The organism is Mycobacterium persicum (assembly GCF_002086675.1).
In the GTDB taxonomy this organism is placed as follows: domain Bacteria; phylum Actinomycetota; class Actinomycetes; order Mycobacteriales; family Mycobacteriaceae; genus Mycobacterium; species Mycobacterium persicum.
Genome location: NZ_MVIF01000001.1, coordinates 215341 through 231017, shown reverse-complemented (window position 1 = coordinate 231017; position 15677 = coordinate 215341). Strand labels below are relative to the sequence as shown.

The 15677-nt window shown below is 67.5% G+C and carries 9 protein-coding genes and 2 pseudogenes; 8 read left to right on the top strand and 3 right to left on the bottom strand.

From position 1 onward, the window contains the following. Positions 1 to 137 precede the first annotated feature (137 nt). Positions 138 to 563 (bottom strand): annotated as a pseudogene (locus BST40_RS01035) (mycothiol transferase); the annotation flags it as partial. Further along, positions 538 to 865, bottom strand: a pseudogene (locus BST40_RS01030) (DinB family protein); the annotation flags it as partial. The pseudogenes BST40_RS01030 and BST40_RS01035, both read right to left, overlap by 26 nt. A 138-nt stretch (positions 866 to 1003) precedes the next feature. Here BST40_RS01030 and BST40_RS01025 point away from each other — a divergent pair. The 5 genes from BST40_RS01025 to rplL all read left to right on the top strand — a co-directional run bounded on the left by BST40_RS01025 (position 1004) and on the right by rplL (position 8105). Continuing rightward, on the top strand, positions 1004 to 5167 hold the full coding sequence (locus tag BST40_RS01025; protein WP_075547004.1) for a glycoside hydrolase family 38 N-terminal domain-containing protein: 4164 nt from the start codon (positions 1004 to 1006) through the stop codon (positions 5165 to 5167). Further along, complete coding sequence (locus BST40_RS01020) at positions 5164 to 5781, top strand: DUF7158 domain-containing protein (RefSeq protein ID WP_075547005.1); 618 nt, start codon at positions 5164 to 5166, stop codon at positions 5779 to 5781. Before BST40_RS01025 ends, BST40_RS01020 begins: the two co-directional genes overlap by 4 nt. Continuing rightward, positions 5781 to 6689, top strand: a complete 909-nt coding sequence (locus BST40_RS01015) for an ROK family protein (protein ID WP_083153145.1) — start codon at positions 5781 to 5783, stop codon at positions 6687 to 6689. The genes BST40_RS01020 and BST40_RS01015 overlap by 1 nt, the downstream gene beginning before the upstream one ends. A gap of 405 nt (positions 6690 to 7094) precedes the next feature. Beyond that, positions 7095 to 7679, top strand: a complete 585-nt coding sequence (gene rplJ, locus BST40_RS01010; protein WP_075547007.1) for a 50S ribosomal protein L10 — start codon at positions 7095 to 7097, stop codon at positions 7677 to 7679. 33 nt (positions 7680 to 7712) lie between these two features. After that, complete coding sequence (rplL, locus tag BST40_RS01005) at positions 7713 to 8105, top strand: 50S ribosomal protein L7/L12 (protein WP_023370846.1); 393 nt, start codon at positions 7713 to 7715, stop codon at positions 8103 to 8105. Between the two features lie 46 nt (positions 8106 to 8151). Here rplL and BST40_RS01000 read toward each other — a convergent pair whose 3' ends face one another. Then, positions 8152 to 8865, bottom strand: a complete 714-nt coding sequence (locus tag BST40_RS01000) for a TetR/AcrR family transcriptional regulator (protein WP_425270684.1) — start codon at positions 8863 to 8865, stop codon at positions 8152 to 8154. An 81-nt stretch (positions 8866 to 8946) separates the two neighbouring features. On the opposite strand from BST40_RS01000, the gene BST40_RS00995 reads away from it, so the two are divergent. The 3 genes from BST40_RS00995 (at position 8947) to rpoB (ending at position 15662) form a co-directional block, all read left to right on the top strand. Then, complete coding sequence (locus BST40_RS00995) at positions 8947 to 10455, top strand: carotenoid oxygenase family protein (protein ID WP_425270686.1); 1509 nt, start codon at positions 8947 to 8949, stop codon at positions 10453 to 10455. Between the two features lie 149 nt (positions 10456 to 10604). Continuing rightward, positions 10605 to 11615: an ABC transporter ATP-binding protein gene (locus BST40_RS00990; protein ID WP_075511133.1), complete on the top strand. Its 1011-nt coding sequence runs from the start codon at positions 10605 to 10607 to the stop codon at positions 11613 to 11615. A 510-nt stretch (positions 11616 to 12125) separates the two neighbouring features. Further along, the gene (rpoB, locus tag BST40_RS00985; protein WP_089024964.1) at positions 12126 to 15662 is read left to right on the top strand and encodes a DNA-directed RNA polymerase subunit beta; all 3537 of its coding nucleotides are present in this window, start codon (positions 12126 to 12128) and stop codon (positions 15660 to 15662) included. Positions 15663 to 15677: the final 15 nt, after the last annotated feature.

Here is a 15677-nt window from a genome sequence, read left to right as displayed (position 1 = left end):
TGGAGCCGACTCACAATTTGCGTGCGTCGCTTCACCCGCGGCAAAGGCGCGGCCGATGGATGGGCTATGCCTTCGCCGAACGTGTATCTACTGCGAAAATCGGCGCGGATTTTCGCACTGAGTACACGTTCGGCGGTCTATTTGGGTTGCCAGGGTGTCAGCCACGGCTGCGGCTGCCAGTTCTGCAGGCCGGCGATCAATTCGTACATGGTGGCCCCGTCGATGCTTTCCCGGACGATGTCGGCGTGCCCGGCATGGCGGGCCAGTTCGTTGATCACGTGCAGGATGACCCAGCGCACCGACCAGGCTTCGACGTCCTTGGGAAACCAGGGGGCGTCCCGCGGCACGGGCACCGCGGCGTCCAGGTCAGTGGTGTCGACCAGCCGCAGCGTTTCCGCGTTCTGCGCGGCAAATGCCTCGAGTAAACCGGCCAGGGTTTCCTCGTGCCGCATCACAAATTCGTTGGCGTGTTCGGCGGTGCGTTGCGCTAACGGCCGCGGATCCTCGTGAGGGGCGTCCGGAGCGGCGGCCACCCGTGCCATCCATGCCCTTTGCATACCGGTGACGCGCTAGTTGCCGCAGGGCGGTCGCGGCGTGGGTGGCTTACGGCCAATTCTGGTAGTCCGCGGGCGGACCCCGAAGTGGCGGTGATTGCGCACGGCGAACACTCCGACGATGACGGGAGCCAGCCGCCAGGCGATGATGGTGAACGGCATCGGGCTGGGAGTCGGAAACACGAAATCCACCGAGGCGTCCGGATGCAAGGTCGGCAGTCCCGCATCGGCTGCCAGAAGTATTCGTCGTCGGTCAGGCCGTCCGGGCGCGGGCGCAGCTGGGTGTACCAGTGCCAGACTTGCAGTCGCATCGGATGTGGACGGCGGATGGCGTTGTACTTCGCGATGGTGGGCGCCGAGTTCGAGGTGCTGGAACCGGCGGAGGCGCGGCGGCGGGTGCTGTGGGCAAATGTCTTCGTCGTGACGGTAAGGCACCGTAAGGTGCGGTCATGCAACTGGTTTCGGCGGCATCCACCGAGCTGTTCGTAGGCCCGCCCGACCAGCCGCTGCAACTGGTACGCGTCGCCGTCGCCGGATGCGCCGAGCCGACACCGCTACGCGTCGACGGTGACGGCCTGCGCGGGGAGGCGGTCGTCGCTTCCGGCGAAGAGGTGGTCGAGATCGCGGTCTCGGTGAACCGCCCGGTGCTGGGGTCGCCGTTGCCTGCGTGGGTGCGCGCCCCTGGGGCCGGCCTGGCTTTCGAGTTCGTTGTGGCCGAGCCGGGCTGGACCATGTACATGGTCAGCCACTTCCACTACGACCCGGTGTGGTGGAACACCCAGGCCGGCTACACCAGCCAGTGGCGCGAAGACCCGCCGGGGAGAGCCCGGCAGGCCAACGGCTTCGAGCTCGTGCGCGCTCATCTGGAGCTGGCACGACGCGATCCCGACTATAAGTTCGTGCTCGCGGAAGTCGACTACCTCAAGCCGTACTGGGACACCCATCCCGAGGACCGTGCCGACCTGCGCCGGTTCCTCGCCGAGGACCGTGTCGAGGTGATGGGCGGCACCTATAACGAGCCCAACACCAATCTCACCGGTCCCGAGACGACGATTCGAAACCTGGTGCACGGCAGCGGGTTTCAACGTCACGTACTGGGCGCCGATCCGGCCACCGCCTGGCAGCTCGACGTGTTCGGCCACGACCCGCAATTTCCCGGCATGGCCGCCGACGCGGGGCTGACGTCCAGTTCTTGGGCTCGTGGGCCACACCATCAATGGGGACCTACCCAAGGCGGCCCGGTCGACCGGATGCAGTTTGCCAGCGAGTTCGAGTGGATCTCGCCGTCGGGCCGCGGATTGCTCACCCACTACATGCCGGCGCACTATTCGGCGGGCTGGTGGATGGATTCGTCGACGTCGCTGGCCGAGGCCGAGGAGGCTACGTACGCGCTTTTCGGCCAGCTCAAAAGCGTTGCGCTGACCCGCAATGTGCTGCTGCCGGTCGGCACCGATTACACCCCGCCGAACAAGTGGGTGACCGAGATCCACCGCGACTGGGCCGCGCGCTACACCTGGCCGCGGTTCGTGTGCGGGCTGCCGCGGGAGTTCTTCGCGGCGGTGCGCACCGAACTCGCCGATCGCGGTGCGGTGCCGTCGCCGCAGACCCGCGACATGAACCCGATCTACACCGGCAAGGACGTCTCCTACATCGACACCAAGCAAGCCAATCGGGCCGCCGAGAACGCGGTGTTGGACGCCGAACGATTCGCGGTGTTCGCCGCGGTGTTGACCGGCGCCCGGTATCCGCAGGCAGCGTTGGCCAAAGCCTGGGTGCAGTTGGCCTACGGCGCACACCACGACGCGATCACCGGGTCGGAATCCGACCAGGTTTACCTCGATCTGCTGACCGGCTGGCGTGACGCGTGGGAACTGGGCCGCACCGCCCGCGACAACGCGCTGGCAGCGATTTCCGGCCTGGTCGATGCTCCCGAGGGCGCCGTCGTCGTGTGGAATCCGCTGAGCCGCCGACGCACCGACATCGTCACGGTGCGGCTCGAAGCGCCGCAGGTCGCCGGGGTGCGGGTCTATGACTGCGAGGGCGCCGAGGTTCCCGCACTCGTCGAGCACGACGGGCGGACGGTCACCTGGCTGGCGCGGGACATGCCGTCGCTGGGCTGGCGGTGCTACCGGCTGGACACGGCCGACGGCCCGGCAGGCTGGCAACCGGCATCCGGTGACGCGGTCGCCAACGAGCACTACCGCTTGACCGTCGACCCCGCGCGCGGCGGAGCGGTGTCCTCGCTGATGCAGAACGGTCGTCAGCTCATCGCCGACGGCCGGGTGGGCAACGAGCTTGCCGTCTACGAGGAATACCCCGCGCACCCGACGCAGGGTGAGGGTCCGTGGCACCTGCTACCCAAAGGTCCGGTGGTCTGCTCGTCGGAATCGCCGGCGCAGGTGCGGGCCTACCGGTGCCCGCTGGGCGAGCGGCTGGTGGTGCGCGGCCGGATCGGCACGGTGTTGCGCTACACCCAAACCTTGACCCTGTGGAACGGCGTGCCCCGCGTCGACTGCCGCACCACGGTTGACGGGTTCACCGGCGAAGACCGCTTGCTGCGGCTGCGCTGGCCGTGCCCGGTTCCGGGCGCCATGCCGGTCAGCGAGGTGGGCGATGCCGTCGTCGGGCGCGGTTTCGCGCTGCTGCATGACGGGACTCGGTCGGTTGACACCGCAGACCACCCGTGGACGCTGGACAACCCCGCCTACGGCTGGTTCGGCTTGTCGTCGGCGGCACGGGTCCGGGCCGGCAGTGACGCGGTCCGGGCGGTATCGGTCGCCGAGGTGGTGTCGCCCGGTGAGGAGATGTCGGGCCCGATGGCTCGCGAGCTGATGGTCGCGCTGGTTCGCGCCGGCGTCACGGCCACCTGCAGCGGCGCCGACAAACCGCGCTACGGCAACCTCGACGTGGACTCCAACCTGCCGGATATCCGGATCGCGCTGGGCGGGCCCGACCGCAACGTCTTCACCAAGGCGGTGTTGGCCGAGGCCGCCCCGGCATACGCCGCCGAACTCCAGCGGCAGCTGGCCGAGAACGGCCGGGCCAGGGTGTGGGTGCCGGCCGCGGCGCCGTTGCCGGCGGTCTGGGTGCCCGGGGCGGACCTGCGCGCGCCGAACGCGCTGCCGGTCCTGGTGATCGACGGCCGCGACGACGCCAACCTCGCCGCGGCGATCACCTCGGTGATCGCCGACCTCGACGACGCCGAGATCGAGATCAGTCAACAGGCACCGGCTGCGATGGAACCCTTCGAGGCCCGCACCGTGGCGCTGCTCAACCGCGGGGTGCCCAGCTTCGCCGTCGACACCGAGGGCACCTTGCATACCGCGCTGATGCGCTCCTGCACCGGTTGGCCGTCCGGCGTCTGGATCGACGAACCGCGCCGCACCGCGCCCGACGGCTCGAACTTCCAGCTCCAGCACTGGACACACGATTTCGACTACGCTCTGGTCTGCGCTGACGGCGACTGGCGCCGGGCCGGCCTGCCCACGAGCAGCGCGCAGTTCTCGCATCCGCTCATCGCATTGACCCCGCGAAAATCGGCGGCAAGGCTGCCGTCGGCCGGCTCGCTGCTGCAGGTCGACCCCGCCGATGCGGTTCACCTGGGAGCACTTAAAGCGGCGGGCAACCCGTTGACGGCCGGCAGTGCCCGGCCCGTCGATCCCACGGTGGTCGCGCTGCGGCTGGTGGAGACCACCGGGGCCGCCACCCGCGTCCGGATCGGCTCCGACGTCGCTAAGGTAACCGGATTCCGGATGGCCGACCTGCTGGAATCCCCGCAGCAGCGCAAGCGATCAATCGACCTGCACGGCTACCAGGTCGCGACCGTGGTGGCCCGGCTCGACATCAGCGGGACCCCGGGCGACGCCGAGCTCGCGCCGCAAGCCGAAACGGCGCAGCCGCTGTATGCCCGTTACTGGCTGCACAATCGCGGCCCGGCACCGCTGGGCGGACTGCCGGCCGTCGCCTACCTACATCCCCGGCTGGTCAACGCCGACGCGGGAGACCAGGTGGTGTTGCGCCTCACCGCCGCGAGCGACTGCAGCGACTTCGCGTTGAGCGGCACGGTGGATGTGGTGTGTCCCGGCGGCTGGTCGGTGGCGCCGGCCCGGATGCCGTTCACCTTGGGTGCCGGTGAATGCCTGGAAGCCGATGTCGTTGTGATGATCCCGGCCGACACGCCGCCGGCGCTCTATCCGGTCCGAGCCCAGTTGACCGTCACCGATCGGGAGGCGCCGGCTGCGTGGCGGCAGGTGGTCGAGGACGTGTGCGTGCTCGCGGTTGGGACACCTCAGCAGGAGCTGGCCTACCTCCTCGACGGTCCGGCAGACGTCGATGTGGCCGCCGGCGACTCGGCTCGGCTCACCGTCAGCCTCGGCAGCCGTGCGGGCGCAGACGTGGCAGTCGAGGCCCACCTGATCAGCCCCTGGGGCACCTGGGAGTGGCTCGGTCCGGCCGTACGAGCTGCTGTCTTACCCGCCGGCGGCACGGTCGAGGTTGCATTCGACGTCACGCCGCCGTCGTGGCTGCTACCGGGCCAGTGGTGGGCGCTGGTGCGGGTCGGCTGCGCCGGCGGGCTGGTGTACTCGCCGGCGGTGAAGGTGACGGTGCGATGAGCGCCGACCTGGTTGCGACGGTCGCCGGCGTTCCCGTCCCTGTCGGGGAGGTCGACGTGCGGGAAGCATGGCTACGCAACGGTCCGGGTGCGGCCGCCCTGCCGCCGAGCGGCACCAGCGAGGGACGCCAGCTGCGGCGCTGGCTGACTCAGCTGATCGTCACCGAGCGAGTGATCGCCGCCGAGGTGGCCGCGCGCGGACTGACCGCGGCAGCCGCTCCGACCGAGGTCGAGTTGCTGCCGGATGTGGCGGCGCGATTGGAGATCGGCAGCGTCGCCGCGGCGGTGCTGGCCGATCCGTACGCGCGGGCGCTGTTCGCCGACGTCACCGCCGCGGTGGTGGTCACCGACGACCAGGTGGCCGACTACCATCGGCGCAACCCGCTGCGGTTCGCCGCGCCGCGTCGCGGTGGTCACGGCTGGCGCGTTCCCGCGGTTGCCCGTCCGCCGCTGGAGCAGGTGCGCCCGGCGATCACCGGGCATCTGCTGGACGCCGCCCGGCGGCGCGCCTTTCGAATCTGGCTGGATGCCCGCCGGGCCGCATCGGTGCGATTGGCCCCGGGGTATGAGCATCCCGGCGACCCGCGACAGCCCGACAACACCCACCGTCACTGATGCATACCCTCTGCCTTGACATCGGCGGCACCAAGATCGCCGTAGGCCTGGCCGACCCGGGCGGCTCTCTGGTGCACACCGCCGAACGTCCGACCCCGGCCGCCGAAGGAGCCGAACGGATTTGGGACGTGGTCGCCGCGATGATCGCCGATGCGTTGCTCGTCGCCGGTGGCGCCGTTCGTGGTGTGGGCATCGCGTCAGCCGGTCCGATCGACCGGCACAGCGGAACCGTCAGCCCGATCAACATCCCGTCGTGGCGGGGGTTTCCGGTGCGCGACCGGGTTTCGGCGGTGGTGCGCGGAGCGCCGGTGGAGCTGGGCGGCGACGGCGTGTGCATGGCGTTGGGCGAGCACTGGCTCGGCGCGGGACGCGGCGCCCGATTCCTGCTGGGGATGGTGGTGTCCACCGGTGTCGGCGGCGGATTGGTGCTCAACGGTGCTCCCTATCCCGGCCGCACCGGAAACGCCGGTCACGTCGGTCACGTCGTGGTCGACCAGGACGGCGCGCGGTGTGCGTGCGGTGGCCGCGGTTGCGTGGAGACCATCGCGTCCGGCCCGTCGATGGTGCGTTGGGCCCGCGACAACGGCTGGTCCGCGCCGAGGGGCGCCGGCGCCAAGGAGCTTGCCGAGGCAGCGGTGGCGGGAAATGCGTTGGCGCTGGGGGCTTTCCGGCGGGGCGCCACCGCGCTGGCGGCGATGATCGCGTCCGTCGGGGCGGTGTGCGATCTGGACCTCGTGGTCGTCGGCGGGGGAGTGGCCAAATCGGGGCGCCTGCTGTTCGACCCGCTGCGCGCGACGCTGGCCGACTATGCCCGGCTGGATTTCCTGGCCGGGCTGCGGGTGGTGCCGGCCCAGCTCGGCGGTGCGGCCGGGCTGGTCGGCGCGGCCCGTCTGGTGGGGCCCGGCTAACCACGAGCCGCGACGGACCAGAGTCGGCCGGTTGCACGCCAACCTGGTCGGACACGTCGGTGCGTCGCCGCGCGGCATGCTCATCCGGAGCCGTGGGCGCACACTCGATATGCCGGCGGTGCGCCGGGCCCACGTGGTTTTTGGCTGATCGAACCGGTACCGCTATTGTTGTGGCCGATCCACCGAAGACCGTCGGTCACCGAGCAATCGGTTGAAGGTCCGGGAACAACCCGGCGGCCCACGCAGGAGGACGAGGCATCAGCGCCGGCGCAAGCGTCGGTGCATCAGTTACGCCCCGTGCCGCTTCCTGCGCCGGGGCGTTCGTGATTCCTAGACATTGTTCGACGTTCTTAGACGCTTCGAGGTGGCCGCAGACGCCACGTCGCACACTTGTAGGAGGTATGCATGGCCAGGGCTGACAAGGCCACCGCCGTTGCAGACATCGCCGAGCGCTTCAAGGCCTCGACCGCGACCGTCATCACCGAATACCGCGGCTTGACGGTGGCCAACCTGGCCCAGCTGCGCCGATCGCTGGGCGAGTCGGCCACCTACGCCGTGGCCAAGAACACCCTCATCAAGCGAGCGGCCTCCGAGGCCGGTATCGACGGCCTCGATGAGCTGTTCGCGGGCCCCACGGCGATCGCGTTCGTCACCGGTGAACCGGTCGACGCGGCCAAGGCCCTCAAGACCTTCGCCCGGGAACACAAGGCGCTGGTCATCAAGGGCGGCTACATGGACGGCCACCCGTTGACCGTCGCGGAGGTGGAGCGGATCGCCGACCTGGAGTCGCGCGAGGTGCTGCTGGCCAAGCTGGCCGGCGCGATGAAGGGCAACCTCGCCAAGGCCGCCGGGCTGTTCAACGCGCCCGCCTCGCAGGTTGCCCGGTTGGCGGCGGCGCTGCAGGAGAAGCGGGCCGCGGCAGAACCTGCCGCGGACACAGCGGCTACTACGCCTGAAACCCCGGCTCCAGAACCAGCATCAGCCGAATAACCCCACTACCCGAAACCAGGAAGGACCCACACCATGGCCAAGCTCTCGACAGACGAACTGCTTGACGCGTTCAAGGAAATGACCCTGTTGGAGCTCTCCGACTTCGTCAAGAAGTTCGAGGAGACCTTCGAGGTCACGGCGGCCGCACCGGTCGCCGTCGCAGCGGCCGGTCCGGCCGCCGGTGGCGCGCCGGCCGAGGCCGCCGAAGAGCAGTCCGAGTTCGACGTGATCCTCGAGGCCGCCGGCGAGAAGAAGATCGGCGTCATCAAGGTTGTCCGCGAAATCGTCTCGGGCCTGGGCCTCAAGGAGGCCAAGGACCTGGTCGACAGCGCACCCAAGCCGCTGCTCGAAAAGGTTGCCAAGGAGGCTGCCGACGACGCCAAGGCCAAGCTCGAGGCCGCCGGCGCCACCGTCACCGTCAAGTAAGTCCGTACGCCAAGCCCCCGGTACCAGAACCGGGGGCTTGGTGCGATCAGCCGAACGCGGAGCGCTGCGACAGCCGCACCCGCTCGGGCGAATCACCCAGCGCCACAAGCAGGTTCGTGGTCATCGCGGCCAACACCGGTGGGACCGCCGCACCTTCCTCGCCGAAGAAGCCGGCCAGTTCGAGCATCACGAAGCCGTGGATCAACGCCCAGAACTGGGCGGCAACCGAAACGACCACCCGGTCCGGGACGTCGCCGTCGCCCGTCGACCCCACAGTGATTCGTCCCGCGATTCGTCCCGCCAGCATCGAGCGGTGCACCGCGCGCACCACGTGCGCGAAGCTGGGGTGGTGCTGCTCGATCTCCACGATGGTCAGCGTCAGGACATCGTGGGCCGGCGCCTTGATGCCATGTGCGCTGGTACTGCCGAACATCAGCCGATACATATGCGGCCGGTCGATGGCATAGCGTCGATACGCCGCTCCGACAACCAATAGATCGGCAACGGGGTCAGTCGTCGGTGCCACCGCCAGGGCGGCGTCGAACTGCCGCAATCCCTCTTCGGCCACCTCGGCAATGAGTTCCCGCATGCCGCCGAAATGGGTGTAGACCGACATCGTCGAGGTTCCGGCGGCTCCGGACACCTTGCGGGTTTGCAGGGCGTCGGGTCCATGCTCGTCGAGCAGGGCGACGGCGGCATGCACCATCTCCTCGCGAACACTGCGAATGCCGTGTTGGGCGTGCTCAGTCATTCTCGTCATCCCTTGCCATCGTCCCATCGCAGGCGTACGGTCCGAATAACACTGAAATAACGACGTTATAGGAGTTTGGCCGTGACGACAATGCGAACTGCCCAATCCCGGAACCCGTATCTCGAGGGTCTGCTGGCGCCGGTGCGCAACGAGGTGACCGCGACCGACCTGAAGGTCACCGGCCAGATCCCGGAGCATCTCGACGGACGGTATCTGCGCAATGGACCCAACCCCGTCGCCGAGGTCGATCCCGCCGTCTATCACTGGTTCAGCGGTGACGGGATGGTCCACGGGGTCGCCCTGGGTGAAGGGCGAGCCAGCTGGTATCGCAACCGCTGGGTGCGCAGCCTGCCGGTATGCGCGGCCCTCGGGGAGCCGGCTCCGAGCAGACTCGATCACCGGGCGGGCATGTTGTCCCTGGGCGCCAACACCAGCGTGCTGACCCACGCCGGACGAACCCTGGCGCTCGTCGAGGGCGGCGTCGCCAACTATGAGCTCACCGAGGACCTCGACACCGTCGGGACATGCGACTTCGACGGCACATTGACGGGCGGCTACACCGCCCACCCACACCGCGACCCGCGGACTGGCGAACTGCATGCGGTGTCGTACTCGTTTGCTCGCGGACGGACCGTGCAGTACTCCGTGATCGACACCCAGGGGCGGGCACGGCGCACCGTGGATATCGAGGTGACCGGGTCGCCGATGATGCACGACTTCTCCTTGACCGACAAGTACGTGGTGATCTACGACCTGCCGGTCACCTTCGACGCGTCGCAGGTGCTACCCGCGAAGCTGCCGGGCTGGCTGAGTTTGCCCGCGCGACTGGTAATGCAGGCGGTGATCGGTCACGTCCGGGTCCCCGGCCCGATCGCCGCGATGATGAACCGCAACCCCAAGCCGTCCGATCGGATGCCCTACGCCTGGAACCAGGACTACCCGGCCCGCATCGGAGTCATGCCCCGAGACGGCGGCAACGAGGACGTCCGGTGGTTCGACATCGAACCCTGCTACGTCTACCACCCGCTCAACGCCTACACCGAAACCCGAGACGGGTCCGAACTGCTGATACTCGACGTGGTGCGGTATGCGCGAATGTTCGACCACGACCGGCACGGCCCCGGCGACACCCGTCCGTCATTGGATCGCTGGACCATCAATCTGGCCACCGGTGCCGTCACCACCGAATGCCGCGACGACCGGCCGCAGGAGTTTCCCCGGATCAACGAGACCTTGCTCGGCGGTCGGCATCGGTTCGGCTACACCCTCGGGGTGGACGGCGGCTACCTGACCGGCGGAACGACGGAAATGTCCACCTCGCTGTACAAGCACGACTACGAGACCGGATCTAGCCAGGCGGCCCCGCTGGATGCCGCCCTGCTGATCGGCGAGATGTGCTTCGTCCCGAACCCGCGGGACACTTCCGGGGAACGGGCGGAGGACGACGGCATCCTCATGGGGTACGGCTACCACCGCGACCGCGACGAGGGCCAGCTGTTGTTGCTGGACGCCCAGACGTGCGAATTGATGGCCACCGTGCACCTGCCGCAGCGGGTCCCGATGGGCTTCCACGGCAACTGGGCGCCGGCGACCCGTTGAGGCCCCCGACACCGCCCGCCAGCCCCGGCCAGGATTGTTATGTATCCAACCCTGATGTCGCGCCCCAGCGGTGCGCTACAGTGACTCAAGCCACATAAAGTGGCAGGTGGCGGGCATCTTGCCAATGTTGAGCGTCGGAAGGATTTCCCATGGGCGTCGCTATCGAGGTCAACGGACTCACGAAGTCCTTCGGTTCCTCGAGGATCTGGGAGGACGTCACGCTCACGATCCCCGCCGGCGAGGTCAGCGTGTTGCTGGGGCCGTCGGGTACCGGCAAGTCGGTGTTCCTGAAGTCCCTGATCGGCCTGCTTCGGCCGGAACGCGGCTCGATCGTCATCGACGGCACCGACATCATCGAGTGCTCGGCCAAAGAGCTCTACGAGATCCGGACGCTGTTCGGTGTGCTTTTCCAGGACGGTGCGCTGTTCGGATCGATGAACCTGTTCGACAACACCGCTTTCCCGCTGCGTGAGCACACCAAGAAAAAAGAAAAAGAGATCCGCGACATCGTCATGGAGAAGCTGGCGCTGGTCGGCTTGGGCGGTGACGAGAAGAAGTTCCCCGGCGAGATCTCCGGCGGTATGCGCAAGCGTGCCGGGCTGGCGCGGGCGCTGGTCCTCGATCCGCAGATCATCCTCTGCGACGAGCCCGACTCTGGCCTGGACCCCGTCCGTACCGCCTATCTGAGCCAGCTGATCATGGACATCAATGCCCAGATCGACGCGACCATCCTCATCGTGACCCACAACATCAACATCGCCCGTACGGTGCCCGACAACATGGGCATGTTGTTCCGCAAGCACCTGGTCATGTTCGGGCCCCGCGAAGTGCTGCTGACCAGCGACGAGCCGGTGGTGCGACAGTTCCTCAACGGCCGGCGCATCGGGCCGATCGGCATGTCCGAAGAGAAGGACGAGGCCACCATGGCCGAAGAGCAGGCGCTGCTCGACGCCGGTCACCAGGCGGGCGGTGTCGAGGAGATCGAGGGCGTGCCGCCGCAGATCACCGCGACGCCGGGCATGCCGGAGCGCAAAGCGGTGGGGCGGCGCCAGGCCCGGGTGCGCGCCATGCTGCACACCCTGCCGAAGAAAGCGCAGGAAGCGATCCTCGACGATCTCGAGGGCACGCACAAGTATCACGCGAGCGAGTTCGGCGGCTAGCCCCGTCGCGCCGGCGCTCAAGCGTCGCACCCTGTAGCGGTGACGGCGGCTGTTTGGTCGATCTCATCCGCGGTGACGCAACTAACAGTGGCCGTATCCGCGGCCGGCCGGTGAGCAAGAATTCACGCTAACTTGCGGTAACTTGCCGCCCGTCCCCTTGACGACGGCGCGTAAACGGGTCAATCTGTTGGGCAGCATGTGTTGTACCTGTACCTGGGCAAGTCGAAATGCCAGCCAGCGCCGCTTCCCGGGGACACATATCGGTAGCTATTTGAGGAATGCGCCGTCCTGCGCTAGTGTAGGACGTTGCGCTGGCTACCTCCTGCCCACCTCACCCGCCACTTGACATCGTGGTCTAAGCCTGAGCCCAGTTTCCGGCTCAGTTGTTTGGTTGCGTGCGTGAGATCCGGACAGTTCGTTCGCCGGCCTAACCGACACAATTATCTGCGGCGAACAGGTCCGGTGACCGCCGGCTCCAGGTAGTCGCACGAGGTGCTGGAAGGACGCATCTTGGCTGATTTCCGCCAAAGCAAAACAGACGCTAGTCCCGCTCAGAGTCGCCCGCAAAGTTCTTCAAACAGCTCCGTGCCCGGAGCGCCTAATCGGGTTTCCTTCGCCAAGCTCCGCGAACCCCTGGAGGTTCCGGGGCTGCTTGACGTGCAGATTGACTCGTTCGAGTGGCTGATCGGCTCCCAGCGCTGGCGGGACTCCGCTATCGCCCGAGGCGAGGCCGCAGGCGGGATGAACCCGATCGGTGGCCTGGAGGAGGTGCTCGACGAGCTTTCGCCGATCGAGGATTTCTCCGGCTCGATGTCGCTGTCTTTCTCCGACCCCCGCTTTGACGAGGTCAAAGCACCGGTCGACGAGTGCAAAGACAAGGACATGACCTACGCCGCCCCGCTGTTCGTGACGGCCGAATTCATCAATAACAACACCGGCGAGATCAAGAGCCAGACGGTGTTCATGGGTGACTTCCCGATGATGACCGAGAAGGGCACGTTCATCATCAACGGGACCGAACGGGTGGTGGTCAGCCAGCTCGTCCGGTCGCCCGGTGTCTACTTCGACGAGACCATCGACAAGTCCACCGACAAGACGCTGCACAGCGTCAAGGTGATTCCCAGTCGGGGGGCCTGGCTGGAATTCGACGTCGACAAGCGCGACACCGTCGGCGTGCGCATCGACCGCAAGCGCCGCCAGCCGGTCACGGTGTTGCTCAAGGCCCTCGGCTGGACCAGCGAGCGGATCACCGAGCGGTTCGGGTTCTCCGAGATCATGATGTCGACGCTGGAAAAAGACAACACCGCCGGCACCGACGAAGCGCTGCTGGACATCTACCGCAAGCTGCGTCCGGGCGAGCCGCCGACCAAAGAATCCGCGCAGACCCTGCTGGAGAACCTGTTCTTCAAGGAGAAGCGCTACGACCTGGCCCGCGTCGGCCGCTACAAGGTCAACAAGAAGCTCGGCCTCAACACCAAGGACCCGATCACCACGACGACGCTGACCGAAGAAGACGTCGTCGCCACCATCGAGTACCTGGTCCGCCTGCACCACGCTTCTCAGGATGGCCAGCCCGCGGTCATGACGGTCCCGGGCGGGGTCGAGGTGCCGGTGGAAACCGACGACATCGACCACTTCGGCAACCGTCGGCTGCGCACCGTGGGCGAGCTGATCCAGAACCAGATCCGGGTCGGCATGTCGAGGATGGAGCGCGTCGTCCGGGAGCGGATGACCACTCAGGACGTCGAGGCGATCACGCCACAGACCCTGATCAACATCCGCCCGGTAGTCGCCGCCATCAAGGAGTTCTTCGGCACCAGCCAGCTCTCCCAGTTCATGGACCAGAACAACCCGCTGTCGGGCCTGACCCACAAGCGCCGGCTTTCGGCGCTGGGCCCCGGCGGTTTGTCCCGTGAGCGGGCCGGCCTGGAAGTGCGTGATGTGCACCCGTCGCACTACGGCCGGATGTGTCCGATCGAAACCCCGGAGGGTCCGAACATCGGCCTGATCGGCTCGCTGTCGGTGTACGCGCGGGTCAACCCGTTCGGCTTCATCGAGACGCCGTATAGACGCGTCGTCAGCGGAGTTGTTACGGATGAGATCCACTACTTGACGGCCGACGAGGAGGATCGCCACGTCGTGGCGCAGGCCAACTCGCCGATCGACGCGCAGGGCCGCTTCGTCGAGCCCCGGGTGCTGGTGCGCCGCAAGGCCGGCGAGGTCGAGTACGTGGCCTCGTCGGAGGTGGACTACATGGATGTGTCGCCACGCCAGATGGTGTCGGTGGCCACGGCCATGATTCCGTTCCTCGAGCACGACGACGCCAACCGGGCCCTGATGGGCGCCAACATGCAGCGCCAGGCGGTACCGCTGGTGCGCAGTGAGGCGCCGCTGGTGGGCACCGGCATGGAGTTGCGTGCGGCCATCGACGCCGGCGACGTCGTCGTCGCCGAGAAGTCGGGGGTGATCGAGGAGGTGTCCGCCGACTACATCACCGTGATGGCCGACGACGGCACCCGGCACACCTACCGGATGCGCAAGTTCGCCCGCTCTAACCACGGCACCTGCGCCAACCAGTCTCCGATCGTGGACGCCGGAGACCGGGTCGAGGCCGGGCAGGTCATCGCCGACGGTCCGTGTACGCAAAACGGCGAGATGGCGCTGGGCAAGAACCTGCTGGTGGCGATCATGCCGTGGGAGGGTCACAACTACGAGGACGCCATCATCCTGTCCAACCGGCTCGTCGAGGAGGACATCCTCACCTCGATCCACATCGAGGAGCACGAGATCGACGCCCGCGACACCAAGCTTGGCGCCGAGGAGATCACCCGCGACATCCCGAACGTCTCCGACGAGGTGCTGGCGGACCTGGACGAGCGTGGCATCGTGCGCATCGGCGCCGAGGTCCGTGACGGCGACATCCTGGTCGGCAAGGTCACCCCGAAGGGGGAGACGGAGCTGACCCCCGAGGAGCGGCTACTGCGGGCGATCTTCGGCGAAAAGGCCCGAGAGGTCCGCGACACCTCGCTGAAGGTGCCGCACGGCGAGTCCGGCAAGGTGATCGGCATCCGGGTGTTCTCCCGCGAGGACGATGACGAGCTTCCCGCCGGCGTCAACGAACTGGTCCGCGTCTACGTGGCCCAGAAGCGCAAGATCTCCGACGGCGACAAGCTGGCCGGGCGGCACGGCAACAAGGGCGTCATCGGCAAGATACTCGCGCAAGAGGACATGCCGTTCCTGCCGGACGGGACTCCGGTGGACATCATCCTCAACACCCACGGTGTGCCGCGACGGATGAACATCGGCCAGATCCTGGAGACCCACCTGGGGTGGTGCGCGCACAGCGGGTGGCAGATCGCGGGTACACCCGACTGGGCGGCCAACCTGCCCGAGGCGTTGCGCAGCGCCGAGCCGAACCAGATCGTGTCCACTCCGGTGTTCGACGGCGCCCAGGAGGCCGAACTGCAGGGACTGTTGTCATCGACATTGCCCAACCGTGACGGCGACGTGCTGGTCGACGGCGACGGCAAGGCGGTCCTCTTCGACGGCCGTAGCGGAGAGCCGTTCCCGTACCCGGTGACCGTTGGCTACATGTACATCATGAAGCTGCATCACCTGGTGGACGACAAGATCCACGCCCGCTCCACCGGCCCGTACTCGATGATCACCCAGCAGCCGCTGGGCGGTAAGGCGCAGTTCGGTGGCCAGCGGTTCGGCGAGATGGAGTGCTGGGCCATGCAGGCCTACGGCGCGGCGTACACGCTGCAGGAGTTGCTGACCATCAAGTCCGACGACACCGTCGGCCGGGTCAAGGTCTACGAGGCGATCGTCAAGGGCGAGAACATCCCCGAGCCGGGCATCCCCGAGTCGTTCAAGGTGCTGCTCAAGGAGCTGCAGTCGTTGTGCCTCAACGTGGAGGTGCTGTCGTCCGACGGCGCGGCGATCGAGCTGCGCGAAGGCGAGGACGAGGACCTGGAGCGTGCGGCGGCGAATCTCGGAATCAACTTGTCCCGCAACGAATCCGCCTCTGTCGAGGACTTGGCCTGAACCTTCTTGGAAGTA

Coding starts and splice junctions, on each gene's coding strand:
- BST40_RS01020 (WP_075547005.1), top strand. CDS start 5,164: ATGAGCGCCGACCTGGTTGCGACGGTCGCCGGCGTTCCCGTCCCTGTC.
- BST40_RS01015 (WP_083153145.1), top strand. CDS start 5,781: ATGCATACCCTCTGCCTTGACATCGGCGGCACCAAGATCGCCGTAGGC.
- BST40_RS01000 (WP_425270684.1), bottom strand. CDS start 8,865: ATGACGAGAATGACTGAGCACGCCCAACACGGCATTCGCAGTGTTCGC.
- rplJ (WP_075547007.1), top strand. CDS start 7,095: ATGGCCAGGGCTGACAAGGCCACCGCCGTTGCAGACATCGCCGAGCGC.
- BST40_RS01025 (WP_075547004.1), top strand. CDS start 1,004: ATGCAACTGGTTTCGGCGGCATCCACCGAGCTGTTCGTAGGCCCGCCC.
- BST40_RS00995 (WP_425270686.1), top strand. CDS start 8,947: ATGCGAACTGCCCAATCCCGGAACCCGTATCTCGAGGGTCTGCTGGCG.
- BST40_RS00990 (WP_075511133.1), top strand. CDS start 10,605: ATGGGCGTCGCTATCGAGGTCAACGGACTCACGAAGTCCTTCGGTTCC.
- rplL (WP_023370846.1), top strand. CDS start 7,713: ATGGCCAAGCTCTCGACAGACGAACTGCTTGACGCGTTCAAGGAAATG.